Origin of the sequence: Erwinia sp. INIA01 (assembly GCF_025947915.1) — a bacterium.
Taxonomy (GTDB): Bacteria; Pseudomonadota; Gammaproteobacteria; order Enterobacterales; family Enterobacteriaceae; genus Erwinia; species Erwinia coffeiphila.
In genome coordinates this window covers 114,852-131,200 of the sequence record NZ_JAPDNC010000010.1, presented here as the reverse complement: position 1 = coordinate 131,200, position 16,349 = coordinate 114,852, and the positions used below count along the sequence as shown (strand labels likewise).

Genomic DNA, 16,349 nt, shown 5'->3' with positions numbered 1-16,349 from the left:
TTCACAGAGGAAAATAAACATGGGTTTCTTTGACAAGGTAAAAGGCGCATTTAACACCAGCCGTGATGAACTAACCAGGCAGGTGAGCCGTTTTAAGAACAAAAAATTCATGCAGGGTACCGTGGCCGTTTGTGCACGTATCGCCGTTGCCAGCGACGGCGTTAGCGCGGAAGAGAAGCAGAAGATGATCGGCTTCCTGCGTGCTTCGGACGAACTGAAAGTGTTCGATACCTCAGAAGTTATTGAGTTCTTCAACAAACTGGTGACCAGCTTCGATTTCGACATTGAGATCGGCAAAGGTGAAACCATGAAGTACATCCTGGCCCTCAAAGACCAGCCGGAAGCAGCTCAGCTTGCGCTGCGCGTGGGTATCGCCGTAGCGAAGAGCGACGGTAACTTTGACCCGGATGAGCAACGCGCCGTTCGCGAAATTGCTATCGCGCTCGGTTTTGAACCGGCTGAATTCGGCCTTTGATGTCCCACCTCTAAGGGTTAACTATGGTATCCACGCATATCGGCTTTCCGACAGAGACAGTCATTGTTTTCGTAGTACTGGCTGTCGGAGCCATTCTTATTGACCTGTTCATGCATCGCGATGACAAGCCAATATCGCTGAAAAGTGCCGCACTGTGGTCCCTGTTCTGGGTCGCTGTTGCACTGGGCTTTGCCGGCTTCCTGTACGTGCACCACGGCGCGGAAGTGGCCAGCCTGTTTGTTACCGGTTATGCGCTGGAGAAAGTGCTGTCGGTTGATAACCTGTTCGTGATGATGGCGATTTTCTCGTGGTTTGCCGTACCGGACCGCTACCGTCACCGCGTGCTGTACTGGGGGATCATTGGTGCCATCGTCTTCAGGGGTATCTTTGTGGCGATTGGTACCGGGCTGCTCAGCCTGGGTCCCTACGTTGAGGTTGTCTTTGCCATTATCGTGGCCTGGACCGCGGTCATGATGCTGAAAAGCGGCGATGACAGTGAAGAAATCGAAGACTATTCGCAGCATCTGGCCTACCGCATGGTCAAACGCTTCTTCCCAATCTGGCCGAAAATCAGAGGTAACGCCTTTGTTCTGAGCCAGAAAGAAGTGGATGCCGAACTGGCAAAACCGGAAAACAAAGACGTGACCATTGGTCGCGGTGCGAAAGCCTGGCGCTATGCAACGCCGCTGTTCCTGTGCGTGGCGGTGGTTGAACTTTCCGACGTGATGTTCGCCTTCGACTCTGTACCGGCAATCATCGCCGTCAGCCGTGAACCGCTGATTGTGTACAGCGCCATGATGTTCGCTATCCTTGGTCTGCGTACTTTGTACTTTGTTCTGGAAGCGTTAAAACAGTATCTGGTACATCTGGAGAAGGCGGTTATTGTCCTGCTGTTCTTTATCGCGGCGAAACTGGGCCTCAATGCTACCGATCATATCTGGCATCATGGTTACAGCATTTCGGCGACAACCAGCCTGTTTGTGGTTCTGGGCGTACTGGCGGTGGGGATTATCCTCAGCGTGATGTTCCCGGGCAAACCCGACGCCGAGGAAGAAAAGTAAGGGCGGTAGTCCACGTCTACTGAAAACGAATTCGAAAATCTAATTATGAGGAAAATATAATGAGCGTTTCTTTATCCAAAGGCGGCAACGTATCCCTGAGTAAAGCAGCACCAACCATGAAAAATGTTCTGGTCGGTCTGGGTTGGGATGCACGTTCTACCGATGGTCAGGACTTCGACCTGGATGCGTCAGCGTTTCTGCTGGCCGCCAGCGGCAAAGTTCGCGGCGATGCTGACTTCATTTTCTACAATAATCTGACGTCTGCCGACGGTTCCGTTAGCCACACCGGCGACAACCGCACCGGCGAAGGCGACGGCGATGACGAATCACTGAAAATCAAACTGGATCTGATCCCGGGCGACGTCGACAAAATCGTCTTCGTGGTCACCATCCACGATGCGCAGGCACGTCGTCAGAGCTTTGGTCAGGTTTCCGGTGCGTTTATCCGCCTGGTTAACGACGACAATCAGACCGAAGTGGCCCGTTACGATCTGACTGAAGATGCCTCTACCGAGACCGCAATGCTGTTCGGCGAACTGTATCGCCACGGCGCCGAGTGGAAATTCCGCGCGGTCGGTCAGGGTTATGCCGGTGGTCTGGCATCCGTGTGTGCCCAGTACGGCATCAACGCATCCTGATAGTTTTATTCATTGTTCCAACCGGGCAGTAAGACGCTGCCCGAATCACCCATTATCAGCAGGAGCATTAAAATGGCAGTTTCTCTCGTAAAAGGCGGCAACGTATCCCTCACCAAAGAAGCACCAACCATGAACATCGCCATGGCCGGTCTGGGCTGGGATGCTCGCGTAACCGACGGTCAGGATTTTGACCTGGATGCTTCAGTCTTTATGGTTGGCGAAGATGGCAAAGTGCTGAGCGACAGCGGTTTTATCTTCTTCAACAACAAGCTGAGCAGCTGCGGCTCCGTTGAGCACCAGGGCGACAACCGCACCGGTGCGGGTGATGGCGACGATGAGCAGGTGAAAGTTGAACTGGGCAAAATCCCGGCCGATGTGAAAAAGCTGGTCTTCGCGGTTACCATCTATGATGCGGAAGCGCGTAAGCAGAACTTCGGTATGGTCAGCAACAGCTTTATGCGTATCTACAACAACGATAACGGCAGCGAAATCGCCCGTTTCGACCTGTCTGAAGATGCCTCTACAGAAACCGCGATGATCTTCGGTGAGCTGTATCGCCACGGCGCAGAGTGGAAGTTCAAAGCAGTAGGTCAGGGCTTTGCCGGCGGTCTGTCCGCGCTGGCTTCCCAGCACGGCGTTAACGTCTGATAATCAGTTAATAAAAAACCCGGCGAGCCCGGGTTTTTTTTCGTCCGCCTGCGGTGGCTGTGGTCAAGAGCGAACCTGGGTTTCAGGCGGCGAATGCGGCGGGCAGTGCCACTCAGCGCAAACTTTCCACCAGCCACGCTGCCAGCTGCAGCAACTCTTCCCGCTGCTGCGGAAACTCAGCAATCAATTCTTCCGCCTGGCGAGAAACGCTCTGCGGCTGATATTTCACGCCCTGTAGCTGCTCCTGCAACGCTTCCAGCGGGGCCGGATTCAGGCTGTCGGTGTAAATCCGGCAGCGCTGAATGATGCCGCGCTCAACGTCAACGTGGATCTCCACGCCGCCCCAGCTGAAGCGGGTATCCAGCTGATGGGCGAAATCCGGGGCCTGGCCAAAGTTCCACTCCCAGCTGCTCTGGCGGGCAAAGGTTTCGGCAAAGCCGGGGAGGTCGGGGAACGCTTCCGGTGAAATCAGCTCCGGCTCACAGCGGTCTCCGTAGTAGTCGAAGAAGGATTGTGTGACAGCGTCACAAATTCGTTCGTAGCTGATATCCGGCTGAAGCTCCTGCAGATTCGCCACGCGGGAACGTACCGAAGTGATGCCCTTGGCCTGTAGCTTTTTCTCGTCAGGGTTCAGGTAGTCGGCCAGCCGCGACAGGTCGGCATTCATCAGCAGGGTGCCGTGATGGAAACCGCGATCGCGGGTTTCACGATAGGCCGAACCGGAGACTTTGCGCATCCCGTCGGCGGTGCTGACCACCAGGTCGTTGCGCCCTGAAGCTTCCGCCGTCATGCCCAATGCTTCCAGCGCGTGCAGGATAATCCCGGTAGACACGCTTTTGTCGTACTCCGGCTTACCGGCCATAAAGGTAAAGCAGCAGTTGCCGAGGTCGTGAAACACCGCGCCACCACCGCTGCTGCGGCGCGCCAGGCGAATGCCATCTTCCTCCATGCGGCGGGTATTGCACTCTTTCCACGCATTCTGCGCCCGGCCAATGACCACCGTTTCCGCATTGCGCCACAGGAACAGCACCCGCTGGGTGGTAGGCATCTGGCGGAAGATGCACTCTTCCACTGCAAGGTTAAACCACGGGTCCCAGGATTCAGATAACAGCAAACGCAGTGAGGACATCAGTAACTCCATTTCCATATTAAGGCCGCCGGGCAGTGCGCGACGGCGGGAGTGCGGCGCAGGGATCATACTCTTGCGGCGACCGGCGTGTCACCTTCGTCCGTATGCCGGGCTGCACTGAAGTGATGCAACCTGCCTGATCGTGAGGCAGAAAAAGATAACTCGCGCGTTCTGATTATCGCAACTCATTGTTTAAAATGGAATTGAACTTCTGGCATAGCTTTTGCTTTTATCTCACTAAGCAGCAGCGTTACCCAGATAACTAATAAAAAATAGCAGGCTAGGGTTCCGGTCCACCAACGTGGATGTCTGGTCCGAGAGCTGGCGACCTCGGTTGAGGTTACACGGCGGGACAAAAGCCCGGGAGACAGCAACACCGCAGGTGTAGCGCTGCTCCCGTATTTTTTCCGCCGACACCGAGGTCCGATATGAAACTATCCCGTTTGCTGGGCGCCTGTCTCCTTACCGCCACCGCGCTTCTCAGCCTGCCGACGCAGGCCGCCGCCAAGAAAGAATTCAACGTCTGCTGGACCATCTATGCAGGCTGGATGCCCTGGGGGCAGATTTCCAGCTCCGGCATCATCGATAAGTGGGCCGCGAAGTACGGCATTAAAATCCACGTCACCCAGCTCAACGACTACATCGAGTCAATCAACCAGTACACCGCCGGGCAGTTTGACGGCTGCACCATGACCAATATGGATGCGCTGACCATTCCTGCTGCCGGCGGCGTGGACAGCACCGCGCTGATCCTCGGCAGCTATTCCGAAGGCAACGACGGCGTGGTGCTGAAGGGCAAAGGCAAAACCCTGAACGACCTGAAAGGCATGAAGGTGTATCTGCCTGAGCTGTCCGTATCGCATTATCTGCTGGTGCGTGGCCTGGAGAAAGCCGGGCTGCAGGAGAAAGACGTCACGGTAGTGAACACCTCCGATGCCGATATCGTTTCCGCCTTCGCCACCCCTGGCGTGCAGGCCGCCGTGGCCTGGAATCCGCAGCTTTCGGTAATCAAAGCCACTCCGGATACCACCGAAGTGTTCGGCTCGCAACAGGTTCCCGGCGAGCTGATCGACATGATGGTGGTGAACACCGCCGTGCTGAAAGACAACCCGGCGCTGGGCAAGGCGCTGACCGGTGCCTGGTTTGAAATGATGGCGCTGATGAAGGCCGGGGATAACAAAGCCCTGACTGAAATGGCGACAGCCTCCGGCACCGATCTGGTGGGCTATCAGGCTCAGCTGAAAACTACCCATCTGTTTTATACCCCGGCCGATAACCTGCAGTTTATAACCGGCAGCGAGCTGGCAAAAACCATGCAGCGCGTGGCGCAGTTCTCCTTTGATAAGGGGCTACTGGGCGACGGCGCGCAGAGTGCGGACTTTATCGGCATGCAGTTCCCCGGCGGCGTGACGCAGGGCGACAGCGGCAACCTGAAACTGCGCTTCGACGACAGCTATCTGCAGATGGCCGCAGACGGCAAGCTGTAACCGATGGCGCAAGGAGTAAACACAATGCGGCAAATTAATCGCCACCCGACGCCAGGCGCGCGCCTGATGCTGATACTGCTGCCGTTTGTGCTGGTGATCGCCGCGTGGCTGATCGGTTTGGCCATCCGTCTGGAGGCCAACCCGCAGGACAAACTTCTGCCGGGTCTGGGACAGATGATCGATGCCGTGCACCGTATGGCCTTCGTAGCGGACAAACGCAGCGGCGATTACCTGTTCTGGACCGATACGCTGGTCAGCCTGGCGCGTCTGCTGGTCGGGCTGAGCATCGCTGCGCTGTTGGGGCTGTGCTTCGGCATTGCCTCCGGGGTTTTCCCCATGCTGCGCGCACCGCTTTCGACCTTTATGACGGTGATTTCGATGGTGCCGCCGCTGGCGATACTGCCGGTGCTGTTTATCGTGTTCGGCCTCGACGAGCTGTCGAAGGTAATGCTGATTGTTATTGGCGTCACGCCGATGCTGGCGCGGGATCTGGAGCAGCGGGCGCGGGAGATCCCGGTAGAAATCCTGATTAAAGCGCAAACGCTGGGGGCCAGCAGCTGGACGCTGGTCCTGCGCGTGGTGCTGCCGCAGCTGCTGTCTCGACTGCTGGTCTCACTGCGGTTAATGCTGGGCGCGGCGTGGCTGTTCCTGATCTCCGCAGAGGCGATTTCCGCCACCGCCGGGCTGGGCTACCGCATTTTTCTGGTGCGCCGCTATATGGCGATGGATGTGATCCTGCCTTATGTGGTGTGGATCACTCTGCTGGCCTGGCTGATGGATCTCGGCCTGCGCTATCTGAATCGTAAATGGTTCCCGTGGTCGACAGGAGCACAGTCATGAGTTTTATCGTCATCGACAACATCTGGCAGGAGTATGGCCGCCATGTGGTGCTGGAGCGCCTGAATCTGCACATTGCCGAAGGGGAGTTCTGCACCATGGTCGGGGCATCAGGCTGCGGAAAATCGACCTTTCTGCGTCTGCTACTGGGCCAGGAAAAGCCCAGTCGAGGGCAGATTCTGCTGGACGGAGAACCGCTCAAACCGGAGCCGGATATCACCCGGGGCGTGGTGTTCCAGCGCTATTCCGTTTTTCCCCATCTCAGCGTGCTGGACAACGTCACCATCGGGCTGGAGCTGCCGCGCTCACGCTGGAGCGGCCGCCTGTTCGGCCAGCAAAAGCGGGAGGCGAGGGAAAAGGCCGCTGCACTGCTGGTACGGGTGGGGCTGGGGCATGCGCTGAACAAATACCCTGCCCAGCTATCGGGCGGCATGCAGCAGCGGCTGGCGATTGCCCAGGCGTTCATTATGCAGCCGCGCGTACTGCTGCTCGACGAGCCTTTTGGCGCACTCGATCCCGGCATCCGTAAAGATATGCACCAGCTGCTACTGGAACTGTGGCAGGAAACCCGCCTGACGGTGTTTATGGTCACTCACGATCTGAGCGAAGGGTTCCATCTGGGCACCCGGCTGCTGGTGTTTGACAAAGTGCGTATCGATCCCCACGAACCGGAAGCGTACGGCGCCCGGATCACCTATGACATCCCGCTGAACGAGCAGCGCCAGCCGCCACGCGATATCGTGACGACCGCTGCGTCGGCTTCAGCCGTAAAGGAGTTTTCCCTGTGAACACCACTCAACACAATCATGCCGATACTGAGAGCGAAGTTCTGCCGGGCGGCGGACACACCTCATTTATCCTGCGTCGCGGACAGGTCCTGCGCATCACCGATACCACCGGCGGTGCCAACGTCAGCCTGATGATGCTGAACGCCGCAGAGAAAAGCGACCGTCTGAATCTGCCGGATACCCTGAAAGCGCAGCACACGGCGAAGCTGACCACCGGCCACTGCCTGTATTCCGATATGGGCCGGGTTCTGGTGGCCATCGTGGCGGATACCTGCGGCTGGCACGACAGCTTTGGCGGCGTGCTCAATGCGGCTGAAACGTTGGAAAAATACGGCCAGGGTCGTTACCAGGAGCTGAGAAACGGCTTTTATCGCAACGGCACCGACAACCTGCTGGTCGAGATGGGTAAATGGGATTTGAACCTGCAGGATCTGCTGATGACCCTGAACCTGTTCAGTAAAGTTACGGTGGATGAGGAGGGCCACTTCCATTTCGAACGCGACTATTCCCGCCCCGGCAGCTATATCGAACTTTACGCGCCGCTCGACGTGCTGGTGATTATGACCGCGCTGCAGCATCCGATGGACCCGGCGACCGAGTATGCTCCGCGCCCGGTCAGCCTGAGCTTCCGAGAGGCGGACGCTCCCGCTGCGCTGCTGTCCTGTACCGAAATCCGCGCTGAGAACGCCCGCGCGCTGATCAACACCACACAGTTTTGCCGCCATGGAGCCCCACTATGAATCCCGTTGCCAGCACCCGAGATATCCGCGATGCGATATACCGCCATACCATTCCGGCGGGCGAACCGTTTCTGTTTGAAGTGCGCCAGGGACAGACGATGCGCCTGCTCGATCTTGAGGGCAATCAGGCGGTGGATACGCTGTTCTACAGTGCCCGTAATCCGCGGGAACGCTACGATGCCCAGCGCACGCTGCGCCGCCAGAATAACGTTTACCTCACCACCGGCAGCGTACTTTACTCCAACCTCGGCAACCCGCTGTTGACTATCGTTGCCGATACCTGCGGCCGCCACGATACGCTGGGCGGTGCCTGTTCACAGGAGAGCAACACCGTGCGCTATGCGCTGGATAAACGCCATATGCACAGCTGCCGCGACAACTTCCTCTGCGCCAGTCTGCACGATGGTCGCCTGCAAAAGCGCGACCTCGCTGCGAATATCAACTTCTTTATGAACGTGCCGGTGACCCCGGACGGGGGATTGACCTTTGCCGACGGTATTTCGGCCGCCGGTAAGTACGTTGAACTGCACGCGGAATGCGATGTGATCGTGCTGATCTCTAACTGCCCGCAGTTGAACAATCCCTGCAACGGCTGGAACCCGACCGCGGCTGAGGTACTGATATGGAATTAATTTTTCAGCGCTTGCGATTAGTGATGCCGCTGCGTTTCTGGCAGAAAGCGGGGCTGCTATGCCTGCGGCTGCTGGAAGCCCGCACCGCAAATTATGCGGTGCTGTCCGATCCGTCGGGCCACCTCAGCGGGCGCGCATCATCCCGCTCGCGTTAAGGCGATTTTTCTCCGGTGGACGACCACAGGAGATCGGATTGATGGCGGGACGGCCCGCCAGAGTGTGAGTCTCAACCATGTTTACAAAAGTCCTTATTGCCAACCGTGCCACGCTGGCCTGTCGCATTCTGCGCACGCTGAAAACCATGAACGTCAGCGGCGTTGCGGTGTTTTCCGAAGCGGATGCCGGCAGTCTGCATATCAGCCAGGCCGATGAGGCCATCAGCCTTGGCGACGGGCCTGCGGCGCAAACCTATTTAGTGGTGGATAAAATCATTGCGGCCGCACGTGAAAGCGGAGCACAGGCCATTCACCCTGGTTACGGCTTCCTGTCGGAAAATGCGGCGTTTGCCGACGCCTGCGAAGCGGCAGGTATCACCTTTATCGGCCCGACCCCGGAGCAGCTGCGGCTGTTTGGCCTGAAACATACCGCCCGCGATCTGGCCCGCCGTCAGGGGGTGCCGCTGCTGGAGGGCAGCGATCTGCTGGACAGCGTTGATGATGCGCTAAACACCGCAGAAAAGGTTGGCTATCCGGTGATGTTGAAAAGCACGGCGGGCGGCGGCGGCATTGGTATGCGCGTCTGTGGTGATGCCCGCGAACTGGCCGACGCGTTTGCCACGGTAAAACGACTGGGCGAAAACAACTTCAGCGACGGCGGCGTGTTTATTGAAAAATACATTACCCGCGCGCGCCATCTGGAGGTCCAGGTCTTCGGTGATGGTGCCGGAGACGCGATCGCTCTTGGCGTACGCGACTGCTCGGTTCAGCGCCGCAATCAGAAAGTCATTGAAGAAACCCCGGCACCGAATCTGCCGGAAGGGATGGCAGACGCGCTGTGCAGCGCTGCCCTACAGTTGGCGAAAGCGGTTAATTATCGCAGCGCGGGCACCGTGGAGTTCGTTTATGACAGTGAAGCGCAGCAGTTTTACTTCCTTGAAGTCAATACCCGTCTGCAGGTGGAGCACGGCGTAACCGAGCAGGTGTGGGGCGTGGATCTGGTTCGCTGGATGATCGAACTGGCCGCCGGAGCGCTGCCGCCGCTGGCGGAGCTGGCGGCAGGATTGCAGCCGCAGGGGCATTCGATTCAGGCGCGGCTGTATGCCGAAGATCCCGCCCGCCAGTTCCAGCCGTCGCCCGGGCTGTTGACCGAGGTCAGTTTCCCATGGGCAGACGGTCAGCGGCTGCGCATCGACAGTTGGATTGAAGCGGGCTGCGAAATCCCGCCGTTCTTCGATCCGCTGCTGGCAAAAGTCATCACCTGGGCCGACAGCCGTGAAGAAGCGACCGCCGCGTTGAGCGACGCGCTTGGCAATACCCGTTTGTACGGCGTAGAAACCAACCGTCAGTACCTGCAGCAGATCCTTGCAGATCGGCCTTTCGCCAGCGGCCTGCCGTGGACGCGCTGCCTGGAGCAGCTGGTTTATCTGGCCGAAACTATCGAAGTGCTCCAGCCCGGCACGCAAACCACGGTACAGGATTATCCTGGCAGGCTGGGTTACTGGGCGGTCGGCGTGCCGCCGTCGGGACCGATGGACGACCGCGCGCTAAGGCTGGGCAACAGGCTGCTGGATAACGCGCCGTCCGACGCGGCGCTGGAAATCACCCTGAGCGGCCCGACGCTGCGCTTTAATACCGCTGCCGTTATCGCCATTACCGGCGCAGAAATCAGCATCGAACTGGACGACGTGCCTCTGCCGATGAATACCACGCTGGCGGTTTCCGCCGGTTCCGTACTGAAGCTGGGCGAGATCGCCAGCGCTGGCGCACGTAGTTATCTGTGCCTGCGCGGCGGTATTGCCGTGCCGGAGTATCTGGGCAGCAAAAGCACCTTTACTCTCGGTCAGTTTGGCGGCCACGCCGGTCGTGCCTTACGTATCGGCGATGTGCTGCATCTTGCTGCCTGCGATGGCGATGGCAGTGTCGCTGGAGCCACGCTTCCTGCTGAACTCTGCGCGCCGCTGCCGGCGGTGCGTACCTTGCGGGTAATCTACGGTCCACACGGCGCGCCGGAATACTTTACCGCTGACTGGATAGACGTCTTCTTTGCTACCGAGTGGCAGGTTCACTTTAACTCCAGCCGCACCGGCGTGCGGTTGATTGGTCCGAAACCGGAGTGGGTACGTGAAAGCGGCGGTGAAGCGGGGCTGCATCCGTCAAATATTCACGATAATCCCTATGCGGTGGGCGCGGTGGATTTTACCGGCGATATGCCGGTGATCCTCGGTCCCGACGGCCCAAGTCTCGGCGGATTTGTCTGCCCGGTCACCGTAATTGAGGCGGACCTCTGGCAGCTTGGGCAGCTCAAGGCGGGCGATCGCCTGCGCTTTGTACCGGTCGATATCACTACCGCGCGGCGGTTGGTGGCCGCGCGTCAAACCGAACTGGCAACGCTTCAGCCGCAGGAGAACCGCTGGCTGACTGCACCGATCGCGTCCCCGGTGGTGCTGGACTGCGGCCAGGACGATCGTCGGCTGGTCGCCCGCCTGTCCGGCGACACGCATCTGCTGCTGGAAATCGGCGCGGCGGAGCTGGATCTGGTGCTGCGCTTTCGTGCACACGCCCTGATGCAGGCACTGGAGGCACTACAGAATCCGGCGATCATTGACCTCACGCCCGGTATCCGCTCGCTACAAATCCACTACCGCCCGGACGAGCTGTCACTGGAATCGCTGCTGGCGATGATTGCGCCGCTGTGGCAGGGCGTCTGCCAGCAGCAGGATCTGCGCGTGCCGTCGCGCGAGGTCTGGCTGCCGCTCTCCTGGGACGATCCGGCGTGCCAGCAGGCGATTGATAAATACATGACCACCGTGCGCCGCGATGCCCCCTGGTGCCCGAGCAACCTGGAGTTTATCCGCCGGATTAACGATCTGCCGGATATCGATGCGGTTTATCGTACGGTGTTTGAAGCCAGCTATCTGGTGATGGGGCTGGGTGACGTGTATCTCGGCGCACCGGTGGCCACGCCGCTCGATCCGCGCCACCGTCTGGTGACCACCAAGTACAATCCGGCACGCACCTGGACCGCCGAAAACTCAGTCGGTATCGGCGGTGCCTATCTGTGCGTTTACGGTATGGAAGGGCCTGGAGGCTATCAGTTTGTTGGCCGCACCCTGCAAATGTGGAACCGCTATCGCAATGTGGCGGACTTTAACGGAAAACCCTGGCTGCTGCGCTTCTTCGACCGTATTCGCTTCTTCCCGGTCAGCGCCGCCGATCTGGAAACTATCCGCCGCGACTTCCCGCTGGGGCGCTATCCGCTAAGAATCGAGCAAAGTGAACTGGCGCTGGCCGACTATCAGGCGTTTCTGACGCAGGAAAGTCAGACTATTTCGGCATTCCGCGATCATCAGCAGTCTGCGTTTGACGCCGAACGCCAACGCTGGATCGCTTCCGGCCAGGCACACTTCGACAGCCAGGAAGAAGGGACCGTTGAGGATGAATACCAACCGCTGGCGGCGGGGCATCAGGCGGTGGAAAGCAGTATTGCCGGTAATCTGTGGCAGGTCAGCGCAAATGTGGGTGACACTGTCACTAAAGGTCAGCCTCTGGTGATTCTGGAATCGATGAAAATGGAGATCCCACTGCTGGCTCCCTGCAACGGGATCGTCCGCGAGGTACGTGCCGCGCCGGGTTCCGCCGTCAGGGCCGGGCAGTGCGTGGTGGTCATTGAGCAGGACTGACCGTTCACACATTCTGGTACAGGTGCCGTTCTGCGTGACGCGGGTATTCACGCAGGAACGGAGATCCTGTCCCGTTCTGTCCGTTTGCTGTCCGAAAACGGTATTTCGCCGACGGCAAACGGACGGTATGCTGACTAAAAAACGACGACGAGGATGGGGTAAATGCTGGAACTACGACCGGGATGTGAATACTGCGATATCAACCTGCCGCCGGAATCTCTGGATGCGGTAATCTGTTCGTTTGAATGTACCTTTTGCCGCGACTGCGCAGAGAAACATCTACAGGGCAAATGCCCGAACTGCGGCGGTGAACTGGTGCGCAGACCCATCCGCCCGGCGATCAAGCTGGAGAAGTTCCCGGCTTCTACCGTGCGGGTGCTGAGGGAAGGATAAAGCGAGGAGACCTGTGGCTAAAGACAGCTTACATGATGAGGCAATAATTGAAATTCTGCGCGAAGATCCCAGCTTTGCTCAGGTTTATCTGCATCAGGCCTTCCTGGATATTGATGAAGAGGATGGCCAGCAGGCATTTCTGCTGGCATTACACCATTTAACTGCCGCGCTTAAAAGCGCGGATGCTTATATTTCGGCACGCCCTTGAGCACCAGTCGCCAGGAATCATTCACCAGCTGTTCGACCAGCCCGGCAGTGATTTTCTCGCCCGGATGAACCGAAATCCAGTGGCGTTTATTCATGTGATAGCCGGGGTGAATGGAATCATAGATCGCCCGGTGCAGCTCGCCCTGTTCCTGCTGGCACTTCAGGGTGATAATTTTTTCCCCGCGCAGCTCGGTAAGCAGCAGAAACATTTTATCCGCCACCTTAAACACCTGATGCTCCGGGCCAAAAGGGTAGCTGCATTCTGAACCGGAGAGCAGTTCAGCGGCCGCAATAGCCGCCGCATGAATTTGTCCACCGTCCATGATTAAGACTGCCGATGCTGTTGGATAACCGCCACGATATCTTCAACGGTGTCCGCCAGACGTTCGCCCTGCTTATAGGAGGACAGGGTGTCTTCATCACCGTTGAGCACCGACTGCGGGCGCTCAATAAAGGTGCCGAGCGGATTCAATTCTGCATCAAGGATTGCCGCAAACGGAATCTTCACTCTTTCCACGCCAAACTGCTGTTGGAACAGCACCGTCGCCTGGTCGCGGGTAATGATACTCATCTTCACATCGGGTGCCAAACGGCACAGCGCCTGAAAAGCAGGCACGTTGCGCAGGCAGTCCGGGCACCACATTTCTGCGGCAACCAGCAGCGTGTAGCTGCCGTCCAGCCGTTCGATTTCGCCTTTCAGCTCGTCAGAGAGAAAGCCGACTCGTTCGGTTTTCGCCTGCTCGCGCAGCAGATGCTGGATCTGCTCATCATTGCCCTGGCGGATAAACTGCGGATAGTCGACGCCAAGTTCGATCAGTGTATTGAAATCTGTCACCTGCTGCTCCCAAAGGTAAATTAGTAGGGTATCAACGTGCTGGACCAGGCTGAAATATCAGCCTGGCGTTGGGTATTGCCGTTATGACGCTGCCGTCTCTGAAGATGCCTGTCGCTGAAGCAGGTACACCTGCAAATTGACCCATACCGCATTCAGCAGCGGCGTCGCCAGCTGATGGCGTTGGGCGCGCTGAACCAGATCGCCAATAATCTGATCGGCTTCAATATCATATCCCTGCATTAAATCGCGATACATCGACGATGTCAGCGGGGTATCCGGGTTGCTGAGCCAGGTTAAAATGCCGTCCGTCTGCGCCTGACGATGCTGATAACCTTCAGCAATCAGGGTAGAAAGTACCTCATTAAACAGCCCGGTTAACATGGCCTGACCGCCGCCGGAGGCGACGACCTGGCGGGTATCACCGCGGGCCAGGCAGGTTACCGCCCCCAGGGTACTCAGCAGCAGCCATTTTTCCCACAGCTCACAGGCGATAGCATCGCTGAGGAAGGCGTCAAAGCCGCAGTCATGCAGGGTAGAATCCAGCTGCTGTAGTCTTTCGCCGTTATCGCCGTTGAGCGCGCCGTAATATAGCTGATGCAGCGGCGAGAGCTGGACAATCTCGCCCTCTGCCCCCAGCGTAGCGTGGATTTTGCACAGTCCGCCGATAACATGACGATCGCCAAAGCGCTGGCGAAGTAAATCGATATGCCGCATGCCGTTGAGGACAGGGAGGATCAGCGTATTCGGACCGACTGCCGGTGCAATATCCTCCATGGCCTGCTGCAAGCCGAAGCCCTTCACCGTCAGCACGATGAGATCGAAAGGGCTGCTGATTTCAGCGGCGAGGAGGGTTACGGGGTTCAGGGTTTCACGCCCCTGCGGGGTTTGCAGGATCAACCCGTTTTTTTGTAGCTGCTGGCTGCGACGCTCGCGCAGCAGGAAGGTGACATCACGCCCGGCCTGCGCCAGCCTTGCACCAAAGTAACCGCCGGTTGCTCCCGCGCCAACAATCAAAATACGCATAATCCACTCCATCGTTGCGAAACATAAAGGTTCAGACTCCGTGAACCGACATGCTATCAATCTCTCGCCGAGATGGGCAACAAAAAAGCCGGTGACATTGCTGTCACCGGCTTTCAGTTAAGTCCCTGAGCGGGCGAAAATTTACGCCGCGATCTGCTCGGCGGTTTTTTCTACCAGCGCCAGCAGCACTTTGATGTCTTCCAGCGTGACCGTCGGGTTAAGCAGCGTCAGCTTCAGGCAGGTTACGCCGTCCGCTTCGGTTACACCGACGTTAGCGCGGCCAGATTCCAGCAGCACATCACCGATTTTCTGGTTGAACAGCGCCAGGGCAGTATCACCCGCGTCAGAGAGCTGCTGCGTACGGTAGCGGAACAGCACGCTGGCCAGCTGCGGCTGCATCACCAGCTCCAGCGCCGGCTGCTCGCTGACGTACTGAGCCACGTCCTGCGCCAGCGTTACGCCGTGATCAATGATCTCCGCGTACTGTTTCTGGCCTAGCGCCTCCAGACCCATCCACAGCTTCAATGCATCGAAGCGGCGGGTGGTTTGCAGCGATTTAGACACCAGGTTTGGTACACCCTGGGCTTCATCAAACTCGGAGTTCAGGTAAGCCGCCTGATAGCGCATCAGCTCGTAGTGGCGCGCTTCCTTCAGCAGGAAAGCACCGCAGCTGATGGTCTGGAAGAACTGCTTGTGGAAGTCCAGAGTAATGGAATCCACCAGCTCCAGGCCGTCCAGGTAGTCGCGATACTTCTCGGAGAGGAGCAGTGCGCCGCCCCAGGCCGCATCAACGTGAACCCAAATCTGGCGCTCGGCAGCCAGCTCGGCAATCGCCCGCAGCGGATCGATTGCACCCGCGTCGGTAGTACCGGCAGTGGCGACGATAGCCAGAATCTGCTCGCCGTTAGCCTCCGCCTGCGCCAGTTTCTCCTGCAGATCGTTAAGATCCATACGGGAGAAGCGATCGGTTTTCACCAGCGTAACCGACTGATAACCCAGACCCAGCAGCGCCATGTTCTTCTGCACGGAGAAGTGCGCATGCTCGGAGCAGAGAACACGGATTTTCTTCAGGTTGCCAACCAGGCCATCCTGCTGAATTGAGTGTCCCTGGCGGGCAAAGAAGGCATCGCGTGCCAGCATCAGGCCCATCAGATTGCTCTGAGTACCGCCGCTGGTGAATACCCCGGCATCGCCGGGCTGATAGCCAACCTGGGTGCGCAGCCATTCAATCAGCTTCATCTCGATGATGGTCGCTGACGGGCTTTGATCCCATGAGTCCATGCTCTGGTTAGTGGCGTTGATCAGCACTTCCGCCGCCTGGCTTACCACCAGGCTAGGGCAGTGCAGGTGCGCCACGCACTGCGGGTGATGGACCGCAAGGCTGTCTTTCAGGAAGTACTCAATTGCACGCTCAATCGCGGCCTGATTACCCAGCCCCTGCGGATTGAAATCAAGCGTAATTCGCTCGCGCAGTTCGGCAACGGTTTTACCCTGATACATCTCGGGCTGCTGCAGCCACTGGGCTACTGCTTCGCTACTCTGGGCAATCGCCTGGCGATAGGCTTCAGTGCTTTGCGCTGAACCTGCCAGAATCGGGTTTAACCTGGACATCGAATTC

The 16,349-nt window shown here is 58.2% G+C and carries 17 protein-coding genes, 1 pseudogene and 1 riboswitch; of the genes and pseudogenes, 13 read left to right on the top strand and 5 right to left on the bottom strand.

The genetic code is table 11. The annotated features are described in order from the left end of the window. The first annotated feature begins 19 nt into the window (after positions 1-19). The 4 genes from OMR58_RS18180 to OMR58_RS18165 all read left to right on the top strand — a co-directional run bounded on the left by OMR58_RS18180 (position 20) and on the right by OMR58_RS18165 (position 2,822). Entirely contained in the window at positions 20-475 is a 456-nt protein-coding gene (locus tag OMR58_RS18180; protein ID WP_264546594.1) for a tellurite resistance TerB family protein, read from the top strand. A gap of 23 nt (positions 476-498) precedes the next feature. Further along, on the top strand, positions 499-1,536 hold the full coding sequence (locus tag OMR58_RS18175; RefSeq protein WP_264546593.1) for a TerC/Alx family metal homeostasis membrane protein: 1,038 nt from the start codon (positions 499-501) through the stop codon (positions 1,534-1,536). A 59-nt stretch (positions 1,537-1,595) separates the two neighbouring features. After that, positions 1,596-2,174: a tellurium resistance membrane protein TerD gene (gene terD, locus OMR58_RS18170; RefSeq protein ID WP_200558801.1), complete on the top strand. Its 579-nt coding sequence runs from the start codon at positions 1,596-1,598 to the stop codon at positions 2,172-2,174. Between the two features lie 72 nt (positions 2,175-2,246). Further along, complete coding sequence (locus OMR58_RS18165; protein WP_264546592.1) at positions 2,247-2,822, top strand: TerD family protein; 576 nt, start codon at positions 2,247-2,249, stop codon at positions 2,820-2,822. Positions 2,823-2,934: 112 nt separating this feature from the next. On the opposite strand, the gene OMR58_RS18160 is transcribed toward OMR58_RS18165, so the two are convergent. After that, positions 2,935-3,951: a lipoate--protein ligase A gene (locus OMR58_RS18160; protein WP_264546591.1), complete on the bottom strand. Its 1,017-nt coding sequence runs from the start codon at positions 3,949-3,951 to the stop codon at positions 2,935-2,937. 269 nt (positions 3,952-4,220) lie between these two features. Then, positions 4,221-4,320, top strand: a riboswitch (guanidine-I (ykkC/yxkD leader). Between the two features lie 59 nt (positions 4,321-4,379). Here OMR58_RS18160 and OMR58_RS18155 point away from each other — a divergent pair. From OMR58_RS18155 to OMR58_RS18115, 9 genes and pseudogenes are all read left to right on the top strand, one after another. Then, positions 4,380-5,438 (top strand): putative urea ABC transporter substrate-binding protein, encoded by a 1,059-nt coding sequence (locus OMR58_RS18155; RefSeq protein WP_200558803.1) that lies wholly within the window; start codon positions 4,380-4,382, stop codon positions 5,436-5,438. Positions 5,439-5,462: 24 nt separating this feature from the next. Beyond that, positions 5,463-6,278, top strand: coding sequence for an ABC transporter permease (locus tag OMR58_RS18150; protein WP_264546590.1), 816 nt, complete (start codon positions 5,463-5,465; stop codon positions 6,276-6,278). Beyond that, positions 6,275-7,063, top strand: a complete 789-nt coding sequence (locus tag OMR58_RS18145; RefSeq protein ID WP_264546589.1) for an ABC transporter ATP-binding protein — start codon at positions 6,275-6,277, stop codon at positions 7,061-7,063. The genes OMR58_RS18150 and OMR58_RS18145 overlap by 4 nt, the downstream gene beginning before the upstream one ends. Then, on the top strand, positions 7,060-7,803 hold the full coding sequence (locus OMR58_RS18140; protein WP_264546588.1) for an urea amidolyase associated protein UAAP1: 744 nt from the start codon (positions 7,060-7,062) through the stop codon (positions 7,801-7,803). Before OMR58_RS18145 ends, OMR58_RS18140 begins: the two co-directional genes overlap by 4 nt. After that, positions 7,800-8,435 carry an urea amidolyase associated protein UAAP2 gene (locus OMR58_RS18135; protein WP_264546587.1) on the top strand — a complete coding sequence of 212 codons (636 nt, stop codon included), beginning with the start codon at positions 7,800-7,802 and terminating at the stop codon, positions 8,433-8,435. The genes OMR58_RS18140 and OMR58_RS18135 overlap by 4 nt, the downstream gene beginning before the upstream one ends. Next, positions 8,426-8,590 (top strand): hypothetical protein, encoded by a 165-nt coding sequence (locus OMR58_RS18130; RefSeq protein WP_172606625.1) that lies wholly within the window; start codon positions 8,426-8,428, stop codon positions 8,588-8,590. Before OMR58_RS18135 ends, OMR58_RS18130 begins: the two co-directional genes overlap by 10 nt. A gap of 77 nt (positions 8,591-8,667) precedes the next feature. Then, the gene (gene uca / locus OMR58_RS18125; protein ID WP_264546586.1) at positions 8,668-12,273 is read left to right on the top strand and encodes an urea carboxylase; all 3,606 of its coding nucleotides are present in this window, start codon (positions 8,668-8,670) and stop codon (positions 12,271-12,273) included. Positions 12,274-12,435: 162 nt separating this feature from the next. Further along, a complete protein-coding gene (locus OMR58_RS18120) occupies positions 12,436-12,666 on the top strand; it encodes a DUF1272 domain-containing protein (protein WP_200558815.1) in 231 nt (76 codons plus the stop codon). A gap of 13 nt (positions 12,667-12,679) precedes the next feature. After that, positions 12,680-12,835, top strand: a pseudogene (locus OMR58_RS18115) (DNA-binding protein); the annotation flags it as partial. A 1-nt stretch (position 12,836) separates the two neighbouring features. Here OMR58_RS18115 and OMR58_RS18110 read toward each other — a convergent pair. The 4 genes from OMR58_RS18110 to OMR58_RS18095 form a co-directional block, all read right to left on the bottom strand. Next, the gene (locus OMR58_RS18110) at positions 12,837-13,196 is read right to left on the bottom strand and encodes an MmcQ/YjbR family DNA-binding protein (protein WP_264546585.1); all 360 of its coding nucleotides are present in this window, start codon (positions 13,194-13,196) and stop codon (positions 12,837-12,839) included. Positions 13,197-13,198: 2 nt separating this feature from the next. Then, the gene (locus OMR58_RS18105) at positions 13,199-13,708 is read right to left on the bottom strand and encodes a thioredoxin family protein (protein WP_264546584.1); all 510 of its coding nucleotides are present in this window, start codon (positions 13,706-13,708) and stop codon (positions 13,199-13,201) included. Between the two features lie 81 nt (positions 13,709-13,789). Continuing rightward, on the bottom strand, positions 13,790-14,731 hold the full coding sequence (locus OMR58_RS18100; protein WP_264546583.1) for a ketopantoate reductase family protein: 942 nt from the start codon (positions 14,729-14,731) through the stop codon (positions 13,790-13,792). Between the two features lie 141 nt (positions 14,732-14,872). Further along, a complete protein-coding gene (locus OMR58_RS18095; RefSeq protein ID WP_105593833.1) occupies positions 14,873-16,342 on the bottom strand; it encodes a pyridoxal phosphate-dependent decarboxylase family protein in 1,470 nt (489 codons plus the stop codon). Positions 16,343-16,349 lie beyond the last annotated feature (7 nt).

Excerpts from the sequence above, each read along its gene's own strand:
- OMR58_RS18180 (WP_264546594.1), top strand. The coding sequence starts at position 20 with ATGGGTTTCTTTGACAAGGTAAAAGGCGCATTTAACACCAGCCGTGAT.
- OMR58_RS18175 (WP_264546593.1), top strand. The coding sequence starts at position 499 with ATGGTATCCACGCATATCGGCTTTCCGACAGAGACAGTCATTGTTTTC.
- terD (WP_200558801.1), top strand. The coding sequence starts at position 1,596 with ATGAGCGTTTCTTTATCCAAAGGCGGCAACGTATCCCTGAGTAAAGCA.
- OMR58_RS18165 (WP_264546592.1), top strand. The coding sequence starts at position 2,247 with ATGGCAGTTTCTCTCGTAAAAGGCGGCAACGTATCCCTCACCAAAGAA.
- OMR58_RS18160 (WP_264546591.1), bottom strand. The coding sequence starts at position 3,951 with ATGTCCTCACTGCGTTTGCTGTTATCTGAATCCTGGGACCCGTGGTTT.
- OMR58_RS18155 (WP_200558803.1), top strand. The coding sequence starts at position 4,380 with ATGAAACTATCCCGTTTGCTGGGCGCCTGTCTCCTTACCGCCACCGCG.
- OMR58_RS18150 (WP_264546590.1), top strand. The coding sequence starts at position 5,463 with ATGCGGCAAATTAATCGCCACCCGACGCCAGGCGCGCGCCTGATGCTG.
- OMR58_RS18145 (WP_264546589.1), top strand. The coding sequence starts at position 6,275 with ATGAGTTTTATCGTCATCGACAACATCTGGCAGGAGTATGGCCGCCAT.
- OMR58_RS18135 (WP_264546587.1), top strand. The coding sequence starts at position 7,800 with ATGAATCCCGTTGCCAGCACCCGAGATATCCGCGATGCGATATACCGC.
- OMR58_RS18130 (WP_172606625.1), top strand. The coding sequence starts at position 8,426 with ATGGAATTAATTTTTCAGCGCTTGCGATTAGTGATGCCGCTGCGTTTC.
- uca (WP_264546586.1), top strand. The coding sequence starts at position 8,668 with ATGTTTACAAAAGTCCTTATTGCCAACCGTGCCACGCTGGCCTGTCGC.
- OMR58_RS18120 (WP_200558815.1), top strand. The coding sequence starts at position 12,436 with ATGCTGGAACTACGACCGGGATGTGAATACTGCGATATCAACCTGCCG.
- OMR58_RS18110 (WP_264546585.1), bottom strand. The coding sequence starts at position 13,196 with ATGGACGGTGGACAAATTCATGCGGCGGCTATTGCGGCCGCTGAACTG.
- OMR58_RS18100 (WP_264546583.1), bottom strand. The coding sequence starts at position 14,731 with ATGCGTATTTTGATTGTTGGCGCGGGAGCAACCGGCGGTTACTTTGGT.
- OMR58_RS18095 (WP_105593833.1), bottom strand. The coding sequence starts at position 16,342 with ATGTCCAGGTTAAACCCGATTCTGGCAGGTTCAGCGCAAAGCACTGAA.